Here is a 23,507-nt window from a genome sequence, read left to right as displayed (position 1 = left end):
GTGCGATGACCGCTGACTCCTCTTCCTCCGGGCGCCTGGAGCGCGTCCTGGCGAGCCTGCGCGGACTGGCCGTGGGGGACGCCCTGGGCTCCCAGTTCTTCGTTCCGGCGAACTACCCCCTGCTGAAGCGACGCGAGCTGCCCGCGGGGCCCTGGCCGTGGACGGACGACACCGAGATGGCCTGCTCCGTCGTCGCCGTCCTCGCCGCGCACCAGCGCATCGACCAGGACGCCCTGGCCCGCTCCTTCGCCGAGCACCACGACTTCGACCGGGGATACGGCCCCGCGGTCAACCGCCTGCTGAGGCTCGTCCGGGAGGGCGAGGACTGGCGAGAGCTGGCCGCCGGGCTGTTCAACGGGCGAGGCTCCTGGGGCAACGGAGCGGCGATGCGGATCGCGCCCCTGGGCGCCTGGTACGCGGACGACCCGGAGCAGGCGACCCACCAGGCCGAGATCTCGGCCTACCCCACCCATCAGCACCGCGAAGCCGTCGTCGGCGCCATGGCCGTGGCCGCCGCGGCGGCACTGGCCGGCTCGCCGGACGGGCCGCCCAGCCCCGAGGCACTCCTCGACGGCGTCATCGCCCTGGTACCGAAGAGCGCCGTCGGCCAGGGACTCCGGCGCGCCCGCGACATGCTCGACTACGGCGACGCGGGCACCGTCGCGGCGGTGCTGGGATGCGGACGCCGTACGACCGCCCACGACACCGTTCCCTTCGCCCTCTGGTCCGCCGCACGCAGCCTCGGTGACTACGAGACGGCCTTCTGGACCACCGCCGGGGTGGGCGGCGACGTCGACACGACCTGCGCGATCGCGGGCGGTGTGCTCGCCTCCGGGAAGGCGGGGAGCCCGCCCGCCGAGTGGGCGGAACGCGTCGAGGCACTTCCGGAGTGGGTGCCGACGGAGCTCTAACGGGTTCGAAACTCTCCGTGTCCGCCGGGAACCCTCCGTGACCGTCGCCCGTTCTTCCCAGCGACGGTCGGAGGAGGTGCGGACATGGCGTGCGCGGTGCTGCTTGTGCTGCTGACTGCTGTTCTGGTCCTCACGTGGGTGCGGGCAGCCCTGATGCGGCCGGCCGGACCGCCGCATGCGCCGCCTGTCCACCGGCGTCGGTCCGGCCGGCCGCGGCTCCGCGTGGCCGGGGCAGGGTCAGCCGATGCCCGGGCCCGCCACGCCGGCGAGAGAGTCGAGATCGCTCTTGCGGACCCTGATCACCAGCCAGGCGGTGAGGAATGCGGCACCGGCCATCGCGGCAGCCGGCACGAACGCGGTGGAGATGCCGTGGGCGAGCACCTCATGCCCCCAGGGCGTGGGCAACTGGTGCGTCTTGGCGAAGTGGGCCTTCTGCTGCGGCGAGCCGTGGGCGAGGAACTTCGGCAGCTGCTTCTTCGTCTCGTCCTTGGCTGCCGAAGCGAACACGGTCGTCAGGATGGACAACCCGAGCGAACCGCCCACCTGCTGCATGGCGTTGAGGAGCCCGGAGGCCGCGCCCGCCTCGTGCTGCGCGACGCCGGAGACCGCCGTGACCGTGACCGTCACGAAGTTCAGGCCCATGCCGAAGCCGAAGACCAGCATCGGACCGAGAACGCCGCCGAGGTAGGAGCTGTCCGGCCGGATGAAGGTCTGCCAGACCAGCCCGATCAGCACGAGTCCGGAGCCGGCCATCATGAACGGCCTCGGGCCGAGCCTCGGAAGGAAGTGCTGGGACAGGCCGGCACCGACCGCGATCGCGACCGTCACGGGGAGGAAGGCCAGGCCGGCCTTGATCGCGCTGTAGCCGAGAACGTCCTGCACGAACAGCACGATGTAGAAGAACATGCCGAACATCGCGGCGGCGAGGCTCAGCATGACCACGTACGTGCCCCAGCGGTTGCGGTCCGCGAACATCCTGAGCGGGGTGATCGGCTCCTTCGCCCGCATCTCGGTCAGGACGAAGGCGAGCAGGAGCACTGCGGCCGCGCCGAACGAGCCGAGGGTGAGGCCGTCCCGCCAGCCGTTCTCCGAGGCGCGGATGAACCCGTAGACCAGCGAGGCCATGCCCGCCGTCGAGGTCAGTGCGCCCGTGATGTCGAAGCGCCCCGGATGCCGCTCGGACTCGTTGATGTACAGCGGCGCCAGCGACGCGATCAGCACGCCGATCGGCACGTTGACGAACAGCACCCACCGCCAGTCGAGCCAGTCCGTGAGCATGCCGCCCGCCAGCAGGCCGATGGCGCCACCGCCCGCGGACACGGCGGCGAACACGCCGAAGGCCCGGTTGCGTTCCGGGCCCTCGGGGAACGTCGTGGTGATCAGCGCCAGCGACGTGGGCGACGCGATCGCGCCACCCACGCCCTGCAGGGCCCGTGCGGCCAGCAGCTGCCAGGGCTCCTGGGCGAAACCGCCCAGCAGCGAGGCGAACGTGAACAGCAGGATGCCGGCCATGAACACCCGGCGACGGCCGAGGATGTCGCCGGCCCGCGCACCGAGCAGCAACAGGCCGCCGAAGGTGAGCGTGTAGGCGCTGATCACCCAAGTCAGGTCCGTGGTGCTGAACTTGAGTGCATCTTGAATGTGCGGGAGCGCGATGTTCACAATCGTCGCGTCGAGTACAACCATGAGTTGGCAGGCCGCGATGACGGTGAGTGCGATGCCGGGATGCCCCTCCCGGCGGGCCACGCCCGGTTTCGGTTCCTGAAGCAGCTGAGAGGTCGTCACTATGGGTCCCCCATACAGGCGTTAGTGAACGATCGCGTTCACTGTCGCGTCCACGGTAGTGAGTTGCCAACAGTGAACGCAAGCGTTCACTTAATCCTGCGCCCCGCCTCGCGTCCCCCTTGTTGCTGCGGCGCGGCGCACCCCCGCCCCGGAATCCCCGCTTCCCCTGCATGTTGGAGAGATATAGATGGTTACCTCGCGCTGGACGGCCGCTCCCGCCCCGGCGGTTTCCCCTCGTCGGCGCGGCGTGGTGCTGGAGCGCGCGATCCTGGATGCCGCGCTGGAACAACTCGGCGAGGTCGGCTGGAAGGGGCTGACCATGGAGGGAATCGCGGCAGGCGCCCAGACCGGCAAGGCCGCGGTGTATCGCCGGTGGCCCTCCAAGGAGGATCTCGTCGCGGACGCGCTGGCGGCCGGACTGCCTCGGGTGGCGGCGGCCCCGGACCTGGGCAGCGTGCGCGAGGACCTCCTCACCCTGTGCCGGCAGGTGCGGCAGATCATGTACTCGCCCCCCGGTGTCGCGCTGCGCTCGGTCATTCACGAGTGCGATCAAGTCCAGGCAGAGCGCTTCCAGGAGGTGATCGTCGGGGGAGTGGTGCAGCCGACCGTCATGCTCCTCGGTGAAGTGATCGCCCGTGGAATAGAGCGAGGGGAAGTTCGCCCTGACGCGGCCAACGGCTATGTCCTGGATGCCATCCCGGCCATGATGATGTACCGCTCGAAAATGTGCGCCAGTGAATGGAGCGATCGGGATCTCGAAGACATGATCGACCAGCTGATGCTCCCGCTGCTCCGCCCCTACGGAAGCTGATCCCGCACGCCGCCGATCTGTGCGGCGGTCGGGCGACCAGGGTGTCGGGCGACGAGCCCGGCGGCGTACGCTAAGGGCGCCATGCCGTACGAACTGCCTACTCACACCGTCGAGCGCTCCCTGCGCGCCACGACCGGAGCGAAGGTCATTGCCGGTGTCGACGAGGTGGGGCGCGGCGCCTGGGCCGGACCTGTCACCGTCTGCGCCGCGATCACCGGACTCCGCCGCCCGCCCGAGGGGCTGACCGACTCCAAGCTGCTGACGATCAAGCGGCGCACGGAGCTGGCCGCGATCCTGCAGACATGGGTGACGGCCTACGCGCTGGGGCATGCTTCCCCCGAGGAGATCGACGGCCTGGGGATGACGGCCGCCCTGCGGCTGGCGGCGGTACGCGCCCTGGATGTCCTGCCGGTCCGCCCCGACGCCGTGATCCTCGACGGGAAGCACGACTACCTCGGCGCCCCCTGGAAGGTGCGCACGGTGATCAAGGGTGATCAGTCGTGTGTGGCCGTCGCCGCGGCGTCGGTGATAGCCAAGGTTCAGCGCGACAAAATGATGGCCGAACTGGGTATCGACCATGCAGACTTCGGATTCGCGGACAACGCCGGGTATCCGTCGCCCGTGCACAAGGCCGCACTGGAGGAGTGGGGGCCCACCCCGCACCACCGCTTGTCGTGGGCGTATCTTGATGCGTTGCCTCAGTGGCGGCACCTCAAGAAGGTCCGCAGCTGGGTGGATGGAAGCGTTCCGGAAATCGAAGGTCAGCTCGGCTTCGATTTCTGACGGTTCCGATCGCACTGATGTGCCACCCGGTCACCCGCGCCGCACCAATGTTTGATAAATATCAGCCCATGCCTCTCATTCCCGAGGAGCCTCAGATTCACGAGAGTGCCCAGGGTCCCCGCGCCACGCCGGCCAGCGGCCGTACCGCGCCGACCCCCCGCCCCGTACCCGGCCCCCGCCCCGCGGCTCCGTCCCGCCCCGGTCGTCCCGGCCCCCCGCGGCCCGCGGCGCCGGTGCAGCGCACGCCGCGTGACGTGGCTCCGGCCAAGCCGGGCCCCACGGGCCCGGCCGCTCCCGCCGCCCCGGCGGCTGCCCCGCAGATCCAGCTGATCCCGGCCTCGGCCGAGGGTGCGCTCGACGCCGCCGATGAGGCGGTGGACCTGCTCCTGGACTCGGGTCGTGCCCCCGGCGACGTGCTCGTGATCACCACCGGGTCCCAGCACCCGTGGGCGGAACACGAGCTGACCTTCGGTGAAGCCTCCTACTGGGCGCAGCATGACGCCGGTGACGACGTCTTCTACGCGGACGCCGCCATCGCCTCCCGCGCCGCGTCCCGCCCGGTGGTCGTCGTGGCCGTCAACGGAGGTCCCGCTTCCGCTGCTGCCTCGGCCCTCCCGCTGGCCCACGCCCGCGCCGGTGCCCTGCTGATCGTCTGCGGCGACCCGCAGCAGATCAACTCGGTGCTGGGCACCGGCGTCTGAGCCGCCTCCGTCACCTCGGGACACCGGGGTGACGAAGCGGCCGCTCCGGCGGTATCCGCACGGCGTGGCCCTTGGCATGCCCGGATGACCGGCGGCCGTTGCACTCGCGGGGCGGCCTCCCGGCAATGCGCCGGGACGCCAGATGTGGGGCAGCGGTTCTCGGGCGGAGACCGGCCCCTGACTAACGCTGCCGTGCCTGCCGCGGCCGGTCCGTGAGCGGCGCTTGCGTGGCCGCGCCGGGAGTGGATCTCGTACGGCTTCTGGGCGCGGCTCGGTCGCCGGTGCGGTCGTGGGCGTGGCACGGCCCCGCGTTCCCCGGCACGCCACGGATCATGCGCGGCCTCCTGGGGCGGAGCGGTGGGCGGTCGGTTCGCGGTCCGTCCAGGCCGGTCGGGGGCGCGGAACGGACGGGCGTCAGGCCTGATCTGCCGTCGTGTCCCTCACCGAGCCGCCGCGCGGCGCAGAACCTCGGAGACCGGGCCCCCGGTGCGCGGTGCGAGCGGCGGGGCCTCGGACAGGGCGAAGGGCTCCGGTGCGGAGTCGGCGTTCGGATGGCGGCCGCTACGGCCTTCGCCGAGCACGTGCCAGCCGTCGTGGGTCAGCGTGATGTACGCCCCGCACCGCAGCCCGTGCAGCGTGCAGGCGTCACGCAGGCCCCACATCCAGGCGCCGTCCTCCTCCGTCCAACGCGCGTCGCCCTCACGGCAGTAGACGAGTATCGCCGTGCGCACCGGGGTCCGGCGTCGCAGGTCGTGCGGAATGATCCGGCGCAGCTGCGCGAGCAGCGCGTTGCGGAACATCCAGCCGTCGGCCGGGGCTGGACGACGTATGAACGACGCGCTGGCGCAGAGCCGCTCTTCCGGATCGAGCACGGCCACGATCGCCATGGAGGGCCTCGGCCGATGGCGGGCATGCAGCCCGCTGACGACCTCACGAGGGTTGCGTAGCAGGGGGATTCCGGCGGCAGCCCATTCGGCCGGCTCGAGCAGGCGACTGGCGGAAGCGGCGGACGCGGACGTCGAGAACGAGGCCGCCGAGGACGAGGCGAATCCGAAGGTCACGTTCCTCCCTTCGGCTACGCGCCCACACTGCGGGCGAGGTCGGATTCGAGGACCGCGCACCGCAGCAGAGCCCAACCGGAACGGACAAGCCGTGCGGGGAGCGGACCTCAATTCTTCCTGCCGAACTGGGATGCGGCAACGAGCAATTGGGGCCACAGACGCTTATCTGGTGGTGCGTGGCTTATATCCCTACCCAAAGGTAGGCCCGGTGAAGCCTGAGGGCCGGTGCCTGCCCTCGTACGGTTGCCGCGGCCGGTGCGCGGTCAGCCCTGGACAGCCAGGACCAGCGGCAACACCGCTCGCGCGCCGGACTTTCTGAGCAGACGTGCCGCGACCGCGAGGGTCCAGCCCGTCTCGGTGAAGTCGTCGACCAGCAGCACCGGGCCACCGGCCGCGGCGAGCGCCGATGCGAGGGCGGGCTGCACCGTCAGCTCGCCGTCAAGGGCCTTCAGCCGCTGCGCGCTGTTGCTGCGGGGCACCCGTGGCACGTCCCCGGCGTACTCCACGGAGCCGAGCAGCGGCAGCCGGCCGATCTCGGCGATCCGGGAGCCCAGGGAGTGGATCAGCAGGGGCCGGGTCCGTGAGGCGACGGTGACGACACCCACCGGCCGGGCCTGGGCGTCGGACGCACCGGAAGCCCAGCCGCCCGGGCCCTTCGCCCAGTCGGCCAGGACCCCCACCACGGCCCGCGCCACGTCGTCCGGCACCGCAGTATCCGGCGCCTGGGGCGAGAGAAGCGGACGCAGCCGGTTGCCCCAGCCGATGTCCGACAACCGACCCAGCGCCCGTCCCGACGAGGCCTGTTCACCGGCCGGAATACGCCCCTTGAGATCGATGCCGATGGCCGGCAGGCCCGTCGGCCACATACGGCGGGGCTCCACCTCGACCCCCGCACGGCCCAGGTCGCTGCGCGCGGCGTCCACCGCCGCCGTGGAGGCGTCGGCGGTGAAGCGGGGGCCGGCGCAGTTGTCGCAGCGGCCGCAGGGTTTGGCACCCTCGTCGTCCAGCTGAAGCTGCAGGAACTCCATGCGGCACTCGGTGGTGGAGGCGTAGGCGCGCATCGCGTCCTGCTCCGCCGCGCGCTGCCGGGCCACCCAGTCGTAGCGCTCGGCGTCGTACGACCAGGGCTGTCCGGTGGCGATCCAGCCGCCCTTGACGCGGTGGACCGCCCCGTCCACGTCGAGGACCTTCAGCATGGTTTCCAGCCGGGAGCGTCGCAGCTCGACCAGGGGTTCCAGCGCGGGCAGCGACAGGGGGCCGTCGGCCCGGGCAAGGACGTCCAGGGTGCGCCGGACCAGCTCTTCGGAAGGGAAGGCGAGCGATGCGAAGTACTGCCAGATCGCCTCGTCCTCCTTGCCCGGCAGCAGCAGCACCTCGGCGTGCTCGACACCGCGGCCCGCTCGGCCGACCTGCTGGTAGTAGGCGATGGGGGAGGAGGGGGAGCCGAGGTGGACCACGAAACCGAGATCCGGCTTGTCGAAGCCCATGCCGAGCGCGGAGGTCGCGACCAGCGCCTTGACCCGGTTGGCGAGCAGATCCTCCTCGGCCTGCTGGCGCTCGGCGTTCTCCGTCTTTCCCGTGTACGAGGCGACGGTGTGCCCGCGCTGCCGCAGGAACGCGGTGACCTCCTCCGCGGCGGCGACGGTGAGCGTGTAGATGATGCCGGAGCCCGGCAGGTCGTCGAGGTGGTCGGCGAGCCAGGCCATCCGGTGCGCGGCATCCGGCAGCGGCAGCACGCCGAGGCTCAGGCTGTCCCGGTCCAGCGGCCCGCGCAGCACCAGGGCGTCCGAGGTGCCGCCGGTGCCCAGCTGTTCGGCGACGTCCGCCGTCACCCGGGCATTGGCCGTGGCGGTGGTGGCCAGCACGGGGACGCCGGGCGGGAGGTCGCCGAGCATGGTGCGCAGCCGCCGGTAGTCGGGGCGGAAGTCATGACCCCAGTCGGAGATGCAGTGGGCCTCGTCCACGACCAGCAGACCGGTTGCCGCGGACAGCTTGGGCAGGACCTGGTCGCGGAAGTCCGGATTGTTCAGCCGCTCCGGACTGACGAGCAGGACATCGACCTCGCCGGCCGCGATCTCGGCCTGGACGGCGTCCCACTCCTCGGTGTTGGCGGAGTTGATGGTGCGGGCGTGGATGCCGGCCCGGGCCGCGGCCTCGACCTGATTGCGCATGAGCGCGAGCAGGGGCGAGACGATCACCGTGGGTCCGCTTCCTCTGGCCCGCAGCAACGAGGTCGCCACGAAGTACACCGCGGACTTGCCCCACCCCGTGCGCTGCACGACCAGAGCCCGGCGCCGCTCGGCGACCAGTGCCTCGATCGCCCGCCATTGGTCCTCGCGCAGCCGGGCCGCGCCCGTGGCATCCCCGACGAGCCGGGCGAGGACGGCATCCGCCTGCGCCCGGAGATCCGCGTTGCTCGTGTGCTCCATGCGTTCCATACAACAGGACGGGACCGACAAGCGGGCGGGCCCCGGTCCGGTCTGTGGACAACGGGGACCGCTTTGTCGTGTCCCTGATTCGACTTATCCACAGGCTCAAGCGGAATCTCAAGATCCGCGAGATCGTCTGCGCATGACGAATCACAGCGAAACCACCGGACCGTTCGAAAACAGCGACATCTCGGGACAGGGGCCATTCGCCGGCCCGTCCGTGCACACCACGCAGCTCACGCTGCGCACCCCCGCAGAGCTGGCCGACGCCCTTCCCTACCTCCTCGGCTACCGCCCGGAGGACAGCATGGTGCTGGTCGCCCTGCACGACCGCGAGGGCCGGGGCAGGTTCGGCGGCCGAGCCCGGCTCGGCATCCCCGCGAACGAGGAGGACTGGGAAGCGGCCGCACACCAGCTGGCCCGCGGACTGGTGACCGGCAGCGAACGGCGCGGCGCCCGGCCCGAACAGATGGTGGCCTATGTCTGCCAGGAACCGGCCCCGGGAGAGTCCGGCCGCGACGTCAAACGACGACTCGAGCGGCTGGCCCACCTGCTGCGCACCCAGTGCGGCGACCTCGATGTGCCGGTGATCGAGGCACTGTGCATTTCCGACGGCCGTTTCTGGTCGTACTGCTGCCCGATCGAGAGCTGCTGCCCCGAGGACGGTTCGCCGATGGGCCTCCCCGGCACATCCGTGCTGGCCGCAGCTGCCACCTACGCCGGCATCCAAGTGCGCGGCACACTCAGGGAGCTGCACGCCAGGCTGCAGCCGTGGGAGACGACCGCGGCCCTGGAGCAGGAGATCGCCCTGGACACGGCCGGTATGACCCTGGTGCCCCGCATTCTCGACGAGGCGTTCCGAGAGGAAGTCGCAAAGGAGACCCTGAGCCTCGCCGAGCGGATCATCCACCGCTTCGCCGCCGCGGCACCGGTGTCGGGAAACCATCCGGCGGACGTGCGCGACGACGGCCTGCTCACATATGACGAGGCGGCGACGCTGATCCTCGGACTCCAGGACCGCACGACCCGCGACCGGGCGGCCGCCTGGATGGAGGGCGACGAGGCGGGCCCGGCCCTGAGGCTCTGGCGCGCCCTGGCCCGTCGCTGTGTCGGACCCTACGGCGAGCATGCCGCGGCCCCACTGACCCTGGCCGGCTGGGTCGCCTGGTCCATGGGTGACGAGTTGGAGGCCCGCGAGGCGCTGGCCATGGCACTGGGCGCCGATCCCGACTATCTCTTCGCCCGGCTGCTTCATCAGGCGTGCAACGAGGGGCTCGACCCGGAAGCGATTCGCCGCTGCCTGCGCGCGGATCGCCAGGACCGTGCGCAGGCAGCGGCGCATCGCGCCGACGGGACGGGGTGTACTTCGGCGGAAATCGGCGCCCAGCCGCACGCCGAGACGACAACGGCACGGGCCGAGCTCCCGGCAACCGAGAACCTGACGCCCGAAGCGAGTGTGCCCACCGACGACCAGGGCATCGAAGCGGACCGAGGGAGGGGCACACGCCGACGGCGCCGTGCGCGGGCGGCGGAGGGCAACGGTGCCCCTCGCGCGGCGCGGTCCAGCGGTGGACGGCGGAGGCCGGCCGACTCGCGCCCCGGCCCCTCGGAGGCCGAACCCTCGCGCCTGGGCAGCCGTGGCCGCGGCGGCACGCGCTCGCCCGGGGCGGAGCCGGATGGTGCCACGACCAGCGCAGCCTCCGCGGGAGGCGAGCACCGCAGGCCCGAGGGGGAAGGGTGAACGCGGTGCGGGGTACTGCAGGCGGATACCTGGCAAGGAAGGCGCGTGGCCCCTCGGCAGAATCCGTGGGCTGCGGCGCCCGCACCCGGAGGCTGCTCCAGCCCTGGCCTCGTGCGGGTCGGTGCGGTTTCCGTCGCAGTGGCACCCTCCTGAGCCGCCTGGCCCGCAGGGCCCACCGGGCGTGTGCGTCTGCCCGGGGCGCACCCGACGGCCCGCCGCGCGACCGTTGGTGGCACGGGCTCGCGGCCGGCCTGAGCGGCACCGCCGTTCTGTCGATCCGCCACCGGTGGGTCGGCTTCCCCGAGGCGTCCCTCCGTCGATCGGTCGGCTTCACCCAGGCGAGCCGTGACCCGGACGAGTCCCTCTCCGTTCACCTGAGTGGCGGAACGCCTGGACGGGCCCTGCCGCCGCACGACCCTTGTCCTCCGGGGCGTCCCATCGGTCGCCCGACACGTCCGAGGCGCCGCGAGCGCAGAGGAGGCCACCCCATGTACCAGCCGGCTCCGCCCTCCGCCGCCGACGACGAACGCTCCCCCCGGGACAGGTACAGGCGGTTCCTGCCGGACGGGGGCGCCGCCGTACGGCAGGTCATCGGTACCCTGCCATCCCCCAGGGATTTGGGCTCGAACTCCTCCACAGGCCACGGCAGGCCACTCGTACCGGCTCCGGCAGCCGCCCCGGGCCGCCGGCCCGCAGTGCCCTCGGCACGCACATCGCAGGGCAACCGCCCGGCGCCCGAACTGCCGCCCACGCACACCGCCTTGATCTGTGTCGCCCTGCCCGGCCTCGCCATCTCCGGTGAGGGGCAGATGTCCGGCCGAGGACTGGACGGGTTCTACCACGGCGGCAGGCGCCTCCTGTCGCGGTGTCAGGTCCGCGTGGCCGGCCGCGAACCCCTGCCCGTGCAAGCCAGGATGACCGGCGCCGACAGCGCCCGCTTCGTGGGAACACTGCGCACGTCCCCACTGTCGGGCCCCGATCCTGATGTCGTGGTGGAGCGGACCCGCCGCGCCGAGGGAACCGAACGGATCACGCTCCGGAATGCCGCTGTGCGACCGCTGAGGCTGTCCCTCGAGGTCTCCCTCGGCACGGATCTCGCGGAACTCGGCGCCATCGCCTCCGGCAGAGCGGGCCCCGAACTCCCGGCCACCGTCCACGACTCGGGCCTGCGCTGGGCCACGGCCGGTGCCGCCGCCTCCGTCACCGCAGACCCGCCGCCCTCCGACGCCCTGGCGTCCGCCGGGCTACTGCGCTGGGAACTGGAACTGCCGCCGAACGGCACGGCAGCCGTGGAACTGAGGGCGCGACTCGACGGCGCGGGTCCGCTGCGGCCGGCGGGACATGCCACGACCAGCCCATTCGCACCCGCCCTGGCCACGGGCGACGACGCCCGGGTGGCCCCGCTGCTGCACACGGCCGTCGCCGACCTCCAGGCCCTGCTGCTGCGCGACCCCGCCCACCCGCCCGACACCCACCTCGCGGCGGGCGCGCCCTGGCGCTGCGGAATGGCCCCCGCCGAGGCCCTCGCCGCGGCCCGCATGACGCTGCCGCTCGGCACCCGGCTCGCCGCGGGCACCCTGCGCGCCCTGGCCCGCACCCAGATCCCGGACCGGAGCCCACGGGCCGGCCTGATCCCCGGGCCACGGCGCGACGCCGGACCCTTCCTCCCGCCCAGCTGCACGGGCACGGAGGCCACACTGCTCTTCCCCGTCCTGCTCGCCGAGGCCCGCCGCTGGGGACTCCCTGAGCAGGAGACAAGAGAGCTGCTCCCCGTGGCGGAGCGCTGCCTCACCTGGCTGCGGACCACCGCCGGCGACGGCCCCTACCTCCACGACCCCCAGCCCGGCGGCCCGGCCCGCTGCGAGACGCAGGCCCATGCATACCGGGCGGCCATGCTCGGTGCCGATCTCCTCGATGCCTTCGGCCGGCCCGGTGCCACCGAGCTACGCCAGTGGGCCGGGTTCCTGCAGGCGGCCTTCCGGGCCGACTTCTGGGTCGAGGACCACGGTGGCGGACGTCCGGCCGCGGCCCTGGCACCGGATGGCCGGCCCGTGCCGCACCTGGGCTCCACCGTCGTGCACCTCCTCGACACCGGCCTGCTCGGTTCGGGCCGGTTCGCTCCGGGCCTGCTCGACCCCGTACAGACCGAGCACCTCGCCCGGCTGCTCGGCGCCCCCGCCATGGATGCGGGCTGGGGACTGCGCGGCCTCGGGGCCAAGGAGGTGGGGCACAACCCCTTCGGCCACCGGACCGGAGCCGTCCGGGTCCACGACACCGCACTCGCCGTCGCAGGACTGGCCGCGGCAGGCTATGAGAAGGAAGCCGGTGGACTGCTGAAAGGACTGCTGGAAGCCGCGGACCACTTCGACCACAGGTTGCCGGAGATGTTCGCCGGTGAACAACGCTCCTCCGGGAGCGCTCCTCTCCCGCACCCCGCGGCCTGCCGGCCGGCGGCCACTGCGGCGGCCTCTGTGATCATGGTGCTCACCTCGCTCGCGGGCATCCGACCCGACACCCCGGCCAGAGCGGTCACCCTGCGCCCCGTGCGCAGCGCGCCGCTCGGCGAACTCGTACTGACCGGGCTGCGCGTCGCCGGCGCCCCGTTCGCGGTGCGCATCAGCCGGCTGGGACTCGCCATGGTCGAGGAGGCGGCGGACGGCCTGCAACTGGGAGTGTGACCTCGTACGACGCCACGGGAGCGAAGAACGGAGCCGGTCCTGCGCCCCATACCCGAACGAAGCGGAACCACCACCGATGCGGTCGAGGAAGGGAGTGTTTATCGTCAGGCAGACGACTATGATCGCGGCATGCCCTACGACCCGTCAGCCTTTCCGCCCTTCGCCGTCACCGTGGACCTGGTCGTGCTGACCGTGCGCCGCCATGCCCTGTGCGCGCTGGCGGTCCGCAGGGGCGAGCCTCCGTTCCAAGGGCGCTGGGCGCTGCCCGGCGGTTTCGTACGGGCCGACGAGGATCTCTCCCAGGCGGCGGCGCGCGAGCTTGCCGAGGAGACGGGGCTGTGCGCACACGACCCCTCGGCCCCGGCCCAGGACAACGGAGCCCACCTCGAACAGCTCGCCACCTACGGTGACCCCAAGCGGGACCCGCGCATGCGTGTGGTGAGTGTCGCCCACCTTGCGCTCGCGCCCGACCTGCCCGCCCCACGCGCGGGAGGTGATGCCAGCAACGCGCGCTGGGCACCGGTCGAGGAACTGCTCCAGCAGGGTGGTTACGGCCGCGACGGCGAACCCGTGGCACCACTCGCCTTCGACCACGCCCAGATCCTCTCCGACGGCGTCGAGCGGGCCCGGTCCAAGATCGAGTACTCGTCGCTGGCCACCGCGTTCTGCCCCAGCGAGTTCACCGTCGGCGAGCTGCGCCGGGTGTACGAGGCGGTGTGGGGAGTCGCCCTCGACCCGCGCAACTTCCACCGCAAGGTCACCGGAACCCCGGATTCCTCGTCCCCACCGGAGGAACGACCACGCGCCAGGGCGGTCGGCCGGCCCAGCTCTTCCGGGCCGGCGGAGCCACTCTGCTCAACCCCCCGATGCTGCGCCCCGAGGTCTGAGGCGCACCGGCGGCCTGCTGTCCGGACGGCCAGACAGGCCGACCACCCGGGCCGGGCGTGGGTTCGCCCGAACGGCGTACGTGAACCCGGTCTGAGTGCAGCACATGTGGTAACAGATCATGCGATACCCAAAAAAATAGACATAGCACGCTATCTTGCTGCAGGTGATCCAGGCCTTCGGACTGACCAGCATTCCCCGCAAGGCGCACCCGCCCGCCGTCGACGACGTCTCCTTCGAAGCGTGCGCGGGAGCTGTCACCGTGCTCCTCGGAGGTGCCGGTGCGGGCAAGACGACGACGCTCAGACTGATGCTCGAGCTGCAACCGGGGCGCGGCATCACCTACTTCAGAGGGCGGCCCCTGAACCGGATCGCCCATCCCTCGCAAGAAGTCGGTGTGCTCCTCGGCGACGTACCGGGGCATCCGGCCCGCTCGGTCCGCGGACATCTGCGCATGCTGTGCGCGGCCTCGGGAGTTCCCGCACGGCGGGCCGACGAGGTCCTCGACGTCGTCGGCCTCGTCGATGTCCGCGAGGAGCGCCTCGGCACGCTCTCGCGCGCAATGGACCGCCGACTCGGCCTGGCCTGTGCGCTGCTGCCCGACCCCCACACGCTCGTCCTGGACGAGCCCGCCGAGGGTCTGTCCGCCCGTGAGGCGCAATGGCTGCACGGCATGCTGCGAGCCCACGCCCGCCAGGGCGGCACGGTGTTCTTCACCACCGCCGACCCCAAGGAGGCCGCGCGTACGGCCGACCGGGTCGTCACCCTCGACAGCGGCAGACTCGTGGCCGACCAGGACGCGAGGGAGTTCGCCCGTACCCGGCTGCGCCCGCGCGTGGCCGTCCGCAGCCCCCACGCGGCCCGCCTCGCGGCCCTGCTCACCAAGGAGGCCCGTGCCGCGCGCCGCTCCGTCGAGGTCGTGCGGGAGGGTGGCAATCGTCTGTCGGTGTACGGATCCACGACCGCCGACGTCGGCGAGACGGCGTTCCGCAACGGCATCCTCGTCCACCAACTCGCGGACGAGATCGGCGACATGGGGCCGGGAGCCGGTGCCGGATCGGACGGCGCATCGTCGGGCGAGGCGAGCGTCGTGGCGGCGCACGAGTCACCGGCGCATCGGGAACACGCCGTGCCCGGTTCGTCGCCCGCGGAGCAGGAGGCGACGGTGGGCGGCCTGCCGACGGCGGAGGTGGATGCCTCGGCGTTCGGCGTGGCGGTGTCCGTGACGGGCGTCTCGGTGCTCGGCGCATCGGCGGCGGAGGCCGGCGCCTCGGCGTCCGGCTCGTCCGCGCCGGAGCAGGTCGCGGTGGTGTCCGGTCTCTCGGCAGGGGAGCCGGTTGCCACCGCGTCGGACACCCCGGCGAGAGGCCGGGGAGGCACGCCGTTCGGCTTCTCGGCGCAGGAACGGCAGAACACCGCATCGGCCGCCCCGGCGCCGCAGCAGACTGTGCCCAGAGCCTCCTCGGAGAAAGTGCCGTCGGCGGCGGAGCGGGCCCAGGGCTTCGGTGGTGAGCAGCCACCGCCCGGAGAGGCCTCCCATGGCCGATCCGGAACGGAGCACACGGAGACCACCCCACGCCTACCAGCCGAGGGCATGGCGCCGGCCGGCGAGGTCCCCGCAACCCGGGGGACGGCGACCAGAGCGGTCGGCTCCGGTGGTGAGGACGCGCCCGGCGGAGATGCCGAAGCGGTTCCCGCGAAGGTGCTCGCGGAAGCCGGCGGCGGCCGGACCGCCGACGCCGCGGGCAGGTCGAACACCGAGCGCGATGCGGCCAAGGCGGCCCAGGAACGGCAGACCGGCAGCCCGAGAACTCCTGCAGCGGCCCTCTCCGCCCTGCGCGCCCGCCTCCCCGGCGCCAGGAAACCCGGCAACAGTCCGGCACCGGCCTCCGTCTCGGCCCGCCCTGGCGACGACGTCCGCATCTTCGATGCCCTCTCGCCCCTCCCACCCCCGATCTCCGTCCGCCCCGCCCGCAGCCCCCTGCGCCCCCTGCGCTACGAGATCCGGCGTGCCGCCGGAATCGGCGTCGGCTTCCTCACCTGCGGTGCCGCCCTGGCGGTGTCCGCGCTCACCGCCGTACTGCTGGCCAGGATCGGCCACACCCCACAGGCGCGGCTGTTCGCCGGGTGGCCGCGGGAGCTGCCACTGCCTCCCGCGGCGCTCGCGGCGGGGCTGCTCGGTGCGCTGGCCTTCGGGGACGAGTTCCGCCACCCCGCCCTCGCGGCGGACCGCGGCACCGTGCCCCGCCGGCTGGGGCTGCTCATCGCGAAACTCCTCGTCTCCGGAGCCACCGCGGCCCTGCTCGCCTTCCTCACCGTGGGCTGCGACGCCGAAGCGCTCTACATCGTCTACGGACGGGAGCTCACACAAGTTCCCGCGGACTGGCTTTCGCTGAGCGCGAGTTGGTTCTGCCTGGTCGTCGGCTGCGCCTGGGCCGGTGTGCTCGCGGCCGGTGTGTTCCGGTCCACCGCGGGTGGCATGGCAGCCGTACTCGCCGTACCCGTTGTCGTCGTACCACTCGTGCACAAAGCCATGCAGGGACCGGCCCTGCACATGGCCGCCGGGTTCCCGGCGCGGATGCGGGAGGTCTTGCTGCTGCAGTGGCCCTTCGGAGGCGAGCGTTATCTGCTCGGGATGGTGCGGGTGCTCGCCCAACCCGTGGGCGGCGCACTGATGTTGTCGCTGTCGGCGCTGCTGTGCGCGTACGTGTTCACAACGCTGCGCACCCGGTTCCAGTGACGGGCGCACGTGCACTTCCGATCCCGCCATGCGCACAACTCCCCGCGGAAAGCCCATTTCTTTCCGATAAGGCGTCAATTGCGACGGGGTGAGCGATCACCCTTTCGTGTGCTTTTCACCAAAGACCTCAAGGGAGTTGGAGGCGGCGCCGACAAAGGATCCGTGAGTACCCTTGCGCACACCATGATGACCGCCGCCCGCTCCACCGACTCCGGTCTGGCCGGCCCGGGCGAACTCGACCGCTATCCCTACGCGGAGCCCCAGGTGGGCGACCGTGTAGGAGCACCCTCCTGGGAAGGCGTGGACCCTGAGCTGGGCCGCGTCGGCCGGCGTGCCGCGGGCAGCCGCGGACGCGGACTGCACGGCCAACTCGTCCAGCAGCTGGGACAGATGATCGTCTCCGGCGACCTGGGCGCGGACCGCCCGCTGGTGCCCGAGGAGATCGGCCAGCGCTTCGAGGTCTCGCGCACCGTCGTGCGCGAGTCCCTCCGCGTCCTCGAGGCCAAGGGCCTGGTCAGTGCCCGCCCGAACGTCGGCACGCGCGTGCGTCCCGTCAGCGACTGGAACCTGCTCGATCCGGACATCATCGAGTGGCGGGCCTTCGGCCCCCAGCGCGACGACCAGCGCCGCGAGCTGAGCGAGCTGCGCTGGACGATCGAGCCGCTCGCCGCCCGCCTAGCCGCCGGACATGGACGGGAGGAGGTGCAGCAGCGCCTCTGTGACATGGTCGAGATCATGAGCCATGCCATGGCGCAGGGCGACGCTCTGACATACTCGCGCGCCGACAGCGAGTTCCACGCGCTGCTCATCCAGACCGCCGGCAACCGCATGCTGGAGCACCTCTCCGGGATCGTCTCGGCGGCCCTCCAGGTCTCCGGCGGCCCGGTCACGGGTTGTGACCGGCCGAACGAGGCGTCGCTCGCGCAGCACGCGCGCATCGTCGACGCGCTCGGCACCGGCGACGGCACGGCGGCCGAGTCGGCCATGCGTCAACTGCTCACGGTTCACCCCGAGGTCGAGCGCGTGGTGCCCGCTCCGCGCGAGCACTGACCCCGCGGCTGGGGAGGTGCGGTCGCCGGTGCGCGGCGTCCTTGTGGTGCTCGCGGCGGCGCCGGGCTCGGATGCCGGCCGTCGCCGGACCCCGCCGGACCTGTACGGTCCGGCGGGGTCCAGCGGTGCGACGGGCCGCCGGGATCGGACGCGCGACCGGGCATGATGGCAACGGTGATCCCCTCTGTCCGTGTCTGATTGCTTTTGACCGCTTACGGGATGTGACTCGGGCCACGCAGATTGGGCGTAACACTCGTGGAAACAGCGCGATGACCTAAGAGGTGACAGCCGCGAAGGGAATACGGACGCCATGCCAGGCGCTGTGCATCTTCCCGGCCCCCGCCCGCGCCGTCGGCCCATCCCCAGGCCGGTGGTCGGCTCCTGTCCGCAGTGGACGGTGCCGGAAGCCGTTTTCCAACGTTCCGAGAGGTTGTTCGTGTCGGCCAGCACATCCCGTACGCTCCCGCCGGAGATCGCCGAGTCCGTCTCTGTCATGGCGCTCATTGAGCGGGGAAAGGCTGAGGGGCAGATCGCCGGCGACGATGTGCGTCGGGCCTTCGAAGCTGACCAGATTCCGGCCACTCAGTGGAAGAACGTACTGCGCAGCCTCAACCAGATTCTTGAGGAAGAGGGTGTGACGCTGATGGTCAGTGCCGCAGAGCCCAAGCGCACCCGCAAGAGCGTCGCAGCGAAGAGCCCGGCGAAGCGCACCGCCACCAAGACGGTCGCGGCGAAGACGGTGACGACGACGAGGAAGGCCACCGCCACCACGGCCGCCCCCGCGGCACCCGCAGCTCCGGCCGCCGCAGCCGATTCCGCCGAGGAAGCCAACCCCGCCAAGAAGGCCGCCGCCAAGAAGACGACCGCAAAGAAGGCCGTCGCCAAGAAGACCGTCGCCAAGAAGACGGCCGCCAAGAAGACCACGGCGAAGAAGGACGACGTCGAGCTTCTCGAGGACGAGGTTCTCGAGGACACCAAGGTCGCCGACGAGCCCGAGGGCGCCGAGAGCGCGGGATTCGTCCTGTCCGACGAGGACGAGGACGACGCGCCCGCGCAGCAGGTCGCCGCGGCCGGCGCCACCGCCGACCCGGTCAAGGACTACCTGAAGCAGATCGGCAAGGTCCCCCTGCTCAACGCCGAGCAGGAGGTCGAGCTGGCCAAGCGCATCGAGGCGGGTCTGTTCGCCGAGGACAAGCTGGCCAACGCCGACAAGCTGGCGCCGAAGCTGAAGCGCGAGCTGGAGATCATCGCCGAGGACGGCCGCCGCGCCAAGAACCACCTCCTGGAGGCCAACCTCCGTCTGGTGGTCTCCCTGGCCAAGCGCTACACCGGCCGCGGCATGCTCTTCCTGGACCTCATCCAGGAGGGCAACCTCGGTCTGATCCGCGCGGTCGAGAAGTTCGACTACACCAAGGGCTACAAGTTCTCCACGTACGCCACCTGGTGGATCCGTCAGGCCATCACCCGCGCCATGGCCGACCAGGCCCGCACCATCCGTATCCCGGTGCACATGGTCGAGGTCATCAACAAGCTCGCGCGCGTGCAGCGCCAGATGCTCCAGGACCTGGGCCGCGAGCCCACCCCGGAGGAGCTGGCCAAGGAACTCGACATGACCCCGGAGAAGGTCATCGAGGTCCAGAAGTACGGCCGTGAGCCCATCTCGCTGCACACCCCGCTGGGTGAGGACGGCGACAGCGAGTTCGGTGACCTCATCGAGGACTCCGAGGCCGTCGTCCCGGCCGACGCCGTCAGCTTCACGCTCCTGCAGGAGCAGCTGCACTCCGTCCTGGACACCCTGTCCGAGCGAGAGGCGGGCGTCGTCTCGATGCGGTTCGGTCTCACCGACGGTCAGCCGAAGACCCTCGACGAGATCGGCAAGGTGTACGGCGTGACGCGTGAGCGCATCCGCCAGATCGAGTCCAAGACCATGTCGAAGCTGCGCCACCCGTCGCGTTCCCAGGTGCTGCGCGACTACCTCGACTAGGTCGCGGTCGTACGACGGCGAAGGCCCGGTTCCCCTCTGGGAGCCGGGCCTTCGTGCTGCGCGCTGCCGTGCGGTGGATCACTCTGGGTTTTCCGGTACCACCTGAGAGTGAGGAATCTGCATGCGTCGTTCCGTTGCCCGGTCACTGATCCGGCCGCTGGCCCTGGCGGCCACCATGACCGTCATACCCCTGGTGAACGCGGCCCCCGTGGCCGCCGACAGTGTGGTCGTCGGAGGCTTTCCCATAGACGTCTCACAGGCCCCGTGGACGGTCGCGCTGTCCAGCCGTGACCGGTTCGGAGGTACGCGGGCGGGCCAGTTCTGCGGCGGCGTGGCGGTCGCACGGACGACGGTGCTCACCGCGGCCCACTGCATGGCCGACGACGTCCTCGGGCGCCCCCCAACCGCGTGCGCGACCTCCGGGTCATCGCCGGCCGTACCGATCTGCTGTCGGGCAAGGGTCAGGAGATCGCCGTACGCGACGCCCGGATCAACCCCGGATACGACGGCGTGACCAACGCCGGCGACTTCGCCGTGCTCACCCTCGCCAAGCCGCTGCCGCAGAGCGCGGTCATAGCCATGGCGGGCGCGGGCGATGCCGCCTACGCGCCGGGCACGCAGGCGATGGTCTCCGGATGGGGGGACACCACCGGTGAAGGCGCCTACACGCGCAGGCTGCACGCCGCACACGTGCGTGTGCTGTCCGACGACGTATGCGCCCGGGCCTATCCGGGCGGCCCCAACGGCACCTACCAGGCCGGCAGCATGCTCTGCGCCGGGGAGGTCACCGGTGGCACGGACAGCTGCCAGGGAGACAGCGGTGGCCCACTGGTGGCGGCAGGGCGGCTGATCGGGCTCGTGTCATGGGGGAGCGGTTGCGGCAAGCCGGGCAGTCCAGGCGTGTACACCCGCGTCTCCGATGTCGTACGAAGCCAGGAGGTGCCCTCAGGCAGCCGCTGAGGGCCTTGCGGGCGCTCCTGCAGAGCCCCGTGAAAACATGAGCACGGGCGGTCGCTCCTGGAGAGGAGTGGCCGCCCGTGCACCGGCCTGTGCCGGTGCTGGCTCGTCGTGTGTGCGAGATTCAGCGCTCTTCTTCGGAAGCGGTGTTCGGAACGGTCGTCAGTCGCTCCGTCTCGTCCTGTATCTCAGCGGCGATCTTCTTGAGTTCCGGCTCGAACTTGCGACCGTGGTGGGCGCAGAAGAGCAGTTCTCCGCCGCTGAGCAGGACGACGCGCAGGTATGCCTGGGCGCCGCAGCGGTCGCAGCGATCGGCGGCCGTCAACGGGCTCGCGGGGGTCAGAACAGTAGTCACGTCGCCTCTTCTCTAGCTCGACGAGCTGTCGTACCAGGGTCAACATCCAACCAGCCCGAAAACGTTCCCGCTCGTGGCTTTTCCTCGAAAAATCTTCCGGGGCGGCTGTCTGCTGCCGGTTGGCGGCGAATGTGCCGTAGTGCGTCTCTTGTGGTGCTTACGGTTTCGCGCAGTGTTGTGTCTCGGTCCTCCAGGCTGGGTTGCCTGTTGTTCATGAGGACGTGCCCGGAGCCTAAATGGTTCATGCCTCCAAGGGAACGTGATATGTACTTCACTCCATCGAGGGATCGAACATGCATGCGAGTCTGGACTAGTCTGAGTTCTCGACGAGGGTGGCGTTACACCGGCTCTACCAGGCCTCGGTACCCTCTGAGCGGCGACCGAAGCCGTCCCCTTACCCAGTAGGGGGCCAACTGAAATTCAGCGAGGAGCGAACCGCGTGACCGCCGATACGTCCGTGCCGTCCACAGCGCTGCTGGCAGGAGCAGACCGGGACGGTTCCAACTACACCGCGCGGCACCTGCTCGTCCTCGAGGGCCTCGAGGCCGTGCGCAAGCGCCCGGGCATGTACATCGGCTCGACCGACAGCCGCGGTCTGATGCACTGCCTGTGGGAGATCATCGACAACTCCGTGGACGAGGCCCTCGCGGGCGTCTGCGACCGCATCGAGGTGGTCCTCCACGACGACGGCTCCGTGGAGGTGCGCGACAACGGCCGTGGCATCCCCGTGGACGTCGAGCCCAGGACCGGCCTGTCCGGAGTCGAGGTCGTCATGACCAAGCTCCACGCGGGCGGCAAGTTCGGCGGCGGCTCGTACGCCGCCTCCGGCGGTCTGCACGGCGTCGGTGCCTCCGTGGTCAACGCCCTCTCCGCCCGTCTCGACGTCGAGGTGGACCGCGGCGGCCACACACACGCCATCAGCTTCCGGCGCGGCGTGCCGGGCGCGTTCTCGGCCGACGGCGCCGAGGCGAAGTTCGAGGCCAAGAGCGGTCTGCGCAAGACCAAGAAGATCCCCAAGACCCGCACCGGCACGCGCGTGCGGTACTGGGCCGACCGCCAGATCTTCCTCAAGGACGCCAAGCTCTCCCTGGAGAACCTGCACCAGCGCGCCCGGCAGACCGCCTTCCTGGTGCCGGGCCTGACGATCGTCGTCCGCGACGAGTTCGGCCTCGGCGAGGGCGGCAGCAAGGGCGAGGAGTCCTTCCGTTTCGACGGCGGCATCAGCGAGTTCTGCGAGTACCTGGCGGGCGACAGGCCGGTCTGTGATGTCCAGCGCTTCTCGGGCAAGGGCACCTTCAAGGAGACGGTCCCCGTCCTGGACGAGCACGGGCAGATGACCCCAACCGAGGTCACCCGTGAACTGGGCGTCGACATCGCGCTGCGGTGGGGCACGGGGTACGACACCACCATCCGGTCCTTCGTCAACATCATCGCCACCCCCAAGGGCGGCACCCACCTCTCGGGCTTCGAGCAGTCCCTGACCGGGGTTTTCAACGATGTGCTGCGTGCCAAGAAGCTGCTGCGCGTCGCCGAGGACAACATCGTCAAGGACGACGCCCTCGAGGGCCTCACCGCCGTCGTCACCGTGCGTCTGGCCGAGCCGCAGTTCGAGGGCCAGACCAAGGAGGTCCTGGGCACCTCGGCGGCTCGCCGCATCGTGAACAACGTGGTCACCAAGGAGCTGAAGGCGTTCCTGACCAGCACGAAGCGGGACGCCGCCGCCCAGGCCCGGGTCGTCATGGAGAAGGTGGTGGCCGCCGCCCGTACGCGCGTCGCGGCCCGCCAGCACAAGGACGCCCAGCGTCGGAAGACCGCCCTGGAGTCCTCGTCCCTGCCGGCGAAGCTCGCCGACTGCCGCAGCGACGACGTCGACCGCAGCGAGCTGTTCATCGTCGAGGGCGACTCCGCGCTCGGTACGGCCAAACTGGCGCGGAACTCCGAGTTCCAGGCCCTGCTGCCGATCCGCGGCAAGATCCTCAACGTGCAGCGGTCGTCGGTGACCGACATGCTCAAGAATGCCGAGTGCGGCGCGATCATCCAGGTCATAGGAGCGGGCTCGGGCCGTACGTTCGACATCGACCAGGCTCGCTACGGCAAGATCATCATGATGACCGACGCCGATGTGGACGGCTCCCACATCCGCTGCCTGCTGCTCACGCTGTTCCAGCGCTATATGCGGCCGATGGTCGAGTCCGGCCGGGTCTTCGCCGCGGTGCCGCCGCTGCACCGCCTCGAGCTGATCCAGCCGAAGAAGGGCCAGGACAAGTACGTCTACACGTACTCGGACCGCGAGCTGCGCGACAAGCTCATGGAGTTCCAGAGCAAGGGCATCCGGTACAAGGACTCCATCCAGCGCTACAAGGGTCTGGGCGAGATGGACGCCGACCAGCTGGCAGAGACCACGATGGACCCGCGTCACCGCACGCTGCGCAGGATCAACCTGTCCGACCTCGAGGCCGCCGAACAGGTATTCGACCTGCTCATGGGGAACGACGTGGCCCCGCGCAAGGAGTTCATCTCCAGCTCGGCGGCGACGCTGGACCGGTCGCGCATCGACGCGTAGCCGCTGCGCCGGGCCCCGGCCGACCTCGGCTTGTCTGGGGCGGGCCGGGCGGAGCCGGCCGGGGCGCGGGCGA

14 protein-coding genes and 2 pseudogenes are annotated in these 23,507 nt (G+C 71.1%); 12 read left to right on the top strand and 4 right to left on the bottom strand.

What is annotated here, in order from left to right; translation table 11 throughout:
• Positions 1–5: 5 nt before the first annotated feature.
• Positions 6–911, top strand: a complete 906-nt coding sequence (locus BFF78_RS12090) for an ADP-ribosylglycohydrolase family protein (protein ID WP_069778335.1) — start codon at positions 6–8, stop codon at positions 909–911.
• Between the two features lie 237 nt (positions 912–1,148).
• On the opposite strand, the gene BFF78_RS12085 is transcribed toward BFF78_RS12090, so the two are convergent.
• On the bottom strand, positions 1,149–2,696 hold the full coding sequence (locus BFF78_RS12085) for an MFS transporter (protein ID WP_099054851.1): 1,548 nt from the start codon (positions 2,694–2,696) through the stop codon (positions 1,149–1,151).
• 187 nt (positions 2,697–2,883) lie between these two features.
• Between BFF78_RS12085 and BFF78_RS12080 the strand changes: the two genes are divergently transcribed.
• The 3 genes from BFF78_RS12080 (at position 2,884) to BFF78_RS12070 (ending at position 4,991) form a co-directional block, all read left to right on the top strand.
• A complete protein-coding gene (locus BFF78_RS12080) occupies positions 2,884–3,507 on the top strand; it encodes a TetR/AcrR family transcriptional regulator (RefSeq protein ID WP_079161276.1) in 624 nt (207 codons plus the stop codon).
• Between the two features lie 81 nt (positions 3,508–3,588).
• The gene (locus tag BFF78_RS12075; protein WP_069778333.1) at positions 3,589–4,290 is read left to right on the top strand and encodes a ribonuclease HII; all 702 of its coding nucleotides are present in this window, start codon (positions 3,589–3,591) and stop codon (positions 4,288–4,290) included.
• A gap of 68 nt (positions 4,291–4,358) precedes the next feature.
• Entirely contained in the window at positions 4,359–4,991 is a 633-nt protein-coding gene (locus tag BFF78_RS12070; RefSeq protein ID WP_079161274.1) for a hypothetical protein, read from the top strand.
• 440 nt (positions 4,992–5,431) lie between these two features.
• Here the strand turns inward: BFF78_RS12070 and BFF78_RS12065 are convergent, their stop codons facing one another.
• Both BFF78_RS12065 and BFF78_RS12060 read right to left on the bottom strand, forming a co-directional pair.
• Positions 5,432–6,052 (bottom strand): hypothetical protein, encoded by a 621-nt coding sequence (locus BFF78_RS12065; protein WP_069778331.1) that lies wholly within the window; start codon positions 6,050–6,052, stop codon positions 5,432–5,434.
• A 263-nt stretch (positions 6,053–6,315) separates the two neighbouring features.
• Positions 6,316–8,481, bottom strand: coding sequence for a RecQ family ATP-dependent DNA helicase (locus BFF78_RS12060; protein WP_069778330.1), 2,166 nt, complete (start codon positions 8,479–8,481; stop codon positions 6,316–6,318).
• A gap of 142 nt (positions 8,482–8,623) precedes the next feature.
• Here BFF78_RS12060 and BFF78_RS12055 point away from each other — a divergent pair, with 142 nt between their 5' ends.
• The 7 genes and pseudogenes from BFF78_RS12055 to BFF78_RS12025 all read left to right on the top strand — a co-directional run bounded on the left by BFF78_RS12055 (position 8,624) and on the right by BFF78_RS12025 (position 20,519).
• Positions 8,624–10,222: a DUF4192 domain-containing protein gene (locus BFF78_RS12055; RefSeq protein WP_069778329.1), complete on the top strand. Its 1,599-nt coding sequence runs from the start codon at positions 8,624–8,626 to the stop codon at positions 10,220–10,222.
• A gap of 488 nt (positions 10,223–10,710) precedes the next feature.
• A complete protein-coding gene (locus BFF78_RS12050) occupies positions 10,711–12,900 on the top strand; it encodes a glycogen debranching N-terminal domain-containing protein (protein WP_418346653.1) in 2,190 nt (729 codons plus the stop codon).
• A 129-nt stretch (positions 12,901–13,029) separates the two neighbouring features.
• Positions 13,030–13,787, top strand: a pseudogene (locus BFF78_RS43120) (NUDIX hydrolase).
• Between the two features lie 164 nt (positions 13,788–13,951).
• Positions 13,952–16,525 carry an ATP-binding cassette domain-containing protein gene (locus BFF78_RS12040; protein ID WP_069783534.1) on the top strand — a complete coding sequence of 858 codons (2,574 nt, stop codon included), beginning with the start codon at positions 13,952–13,954 and terminating at the stop codon, positions 16,523–16,525.
• Between the two features lie 162 nt (positions 16,526–16,687).
• Complete coding sequence (locus tag BFF78_RS12035; RefSeq protein ID WP_069778327.1) at positions 16,688–17,575, top strand: FadR/GntR family transcriptional regulator; 888 nt, start codon at positions 16,688–16,690, stop codon at positions 17,573–17,575.
• A gap of 436 nt (positions 17,576–18,011) precedes the next feature.
• Positions 18,012–19,559, top strand: a complete 1,548-nt coding sequence (locus tag BFF78_RS12030) for an RNA polymerase sigma factor (RefSeq protein ID WP_069783533.1) — start codon at positions 18,012–18,014, stop codon at positions 19,557–19,559.
• 121 nt (positions 19,560–19,680) lie between these two features.
• Positions 19,681–20,519: pseudogene (locus BFF78_RS12025) on the top strand (serine protease).
• A 121-nt stretch (positions 20,520–20,640) separates the two neighbouring features.
• Here BFF78_RS12025 and BFF78_RS12020 read toward each other — a convergent pair.
• Entirely contained in the window at positions 20,641–20,871 is a 231-nt protein-coding gene (locus BFF78_RS12020; protein WP_069778326.1) for a DUF7455 domain-containing protein, read from the bottom strand.
• A 439-nt stretch (positions 20,872–21,310) separates the two neighbouring features.
• Between BFF78_RS12020 and BFF78_RS12015 the strand changes: the two genes are divergently transcribed.
• Positions 21,311–23,434, top strand: coding sequence for a DNA gyrase/topoisomerase IV subunit B (locus BFF78_RS12015; protein WP_069778325.1), 2,124 nt, complete (start codon positions 21,311–21,313; stop codon positions 23,432–23,434).
• The last annotated feature ends 73 nt before the right edge of the window (positions 23,435–23,507 follow it).

This window comes from Streptomyces fodineus (genome assembly GCF_001735805.1).
Lineage (GTDB): Bacteria > Actinomycetota > Actinomycetes > Streptomycetales > Streptomycetaceae > Streptomyces > Streptomyces fodineus.
The sequence above is the reverse complement of the archived record's forward strand: the minus strand, read 5'-3'. Positions and strand labels throughout refer to the sequence as shown.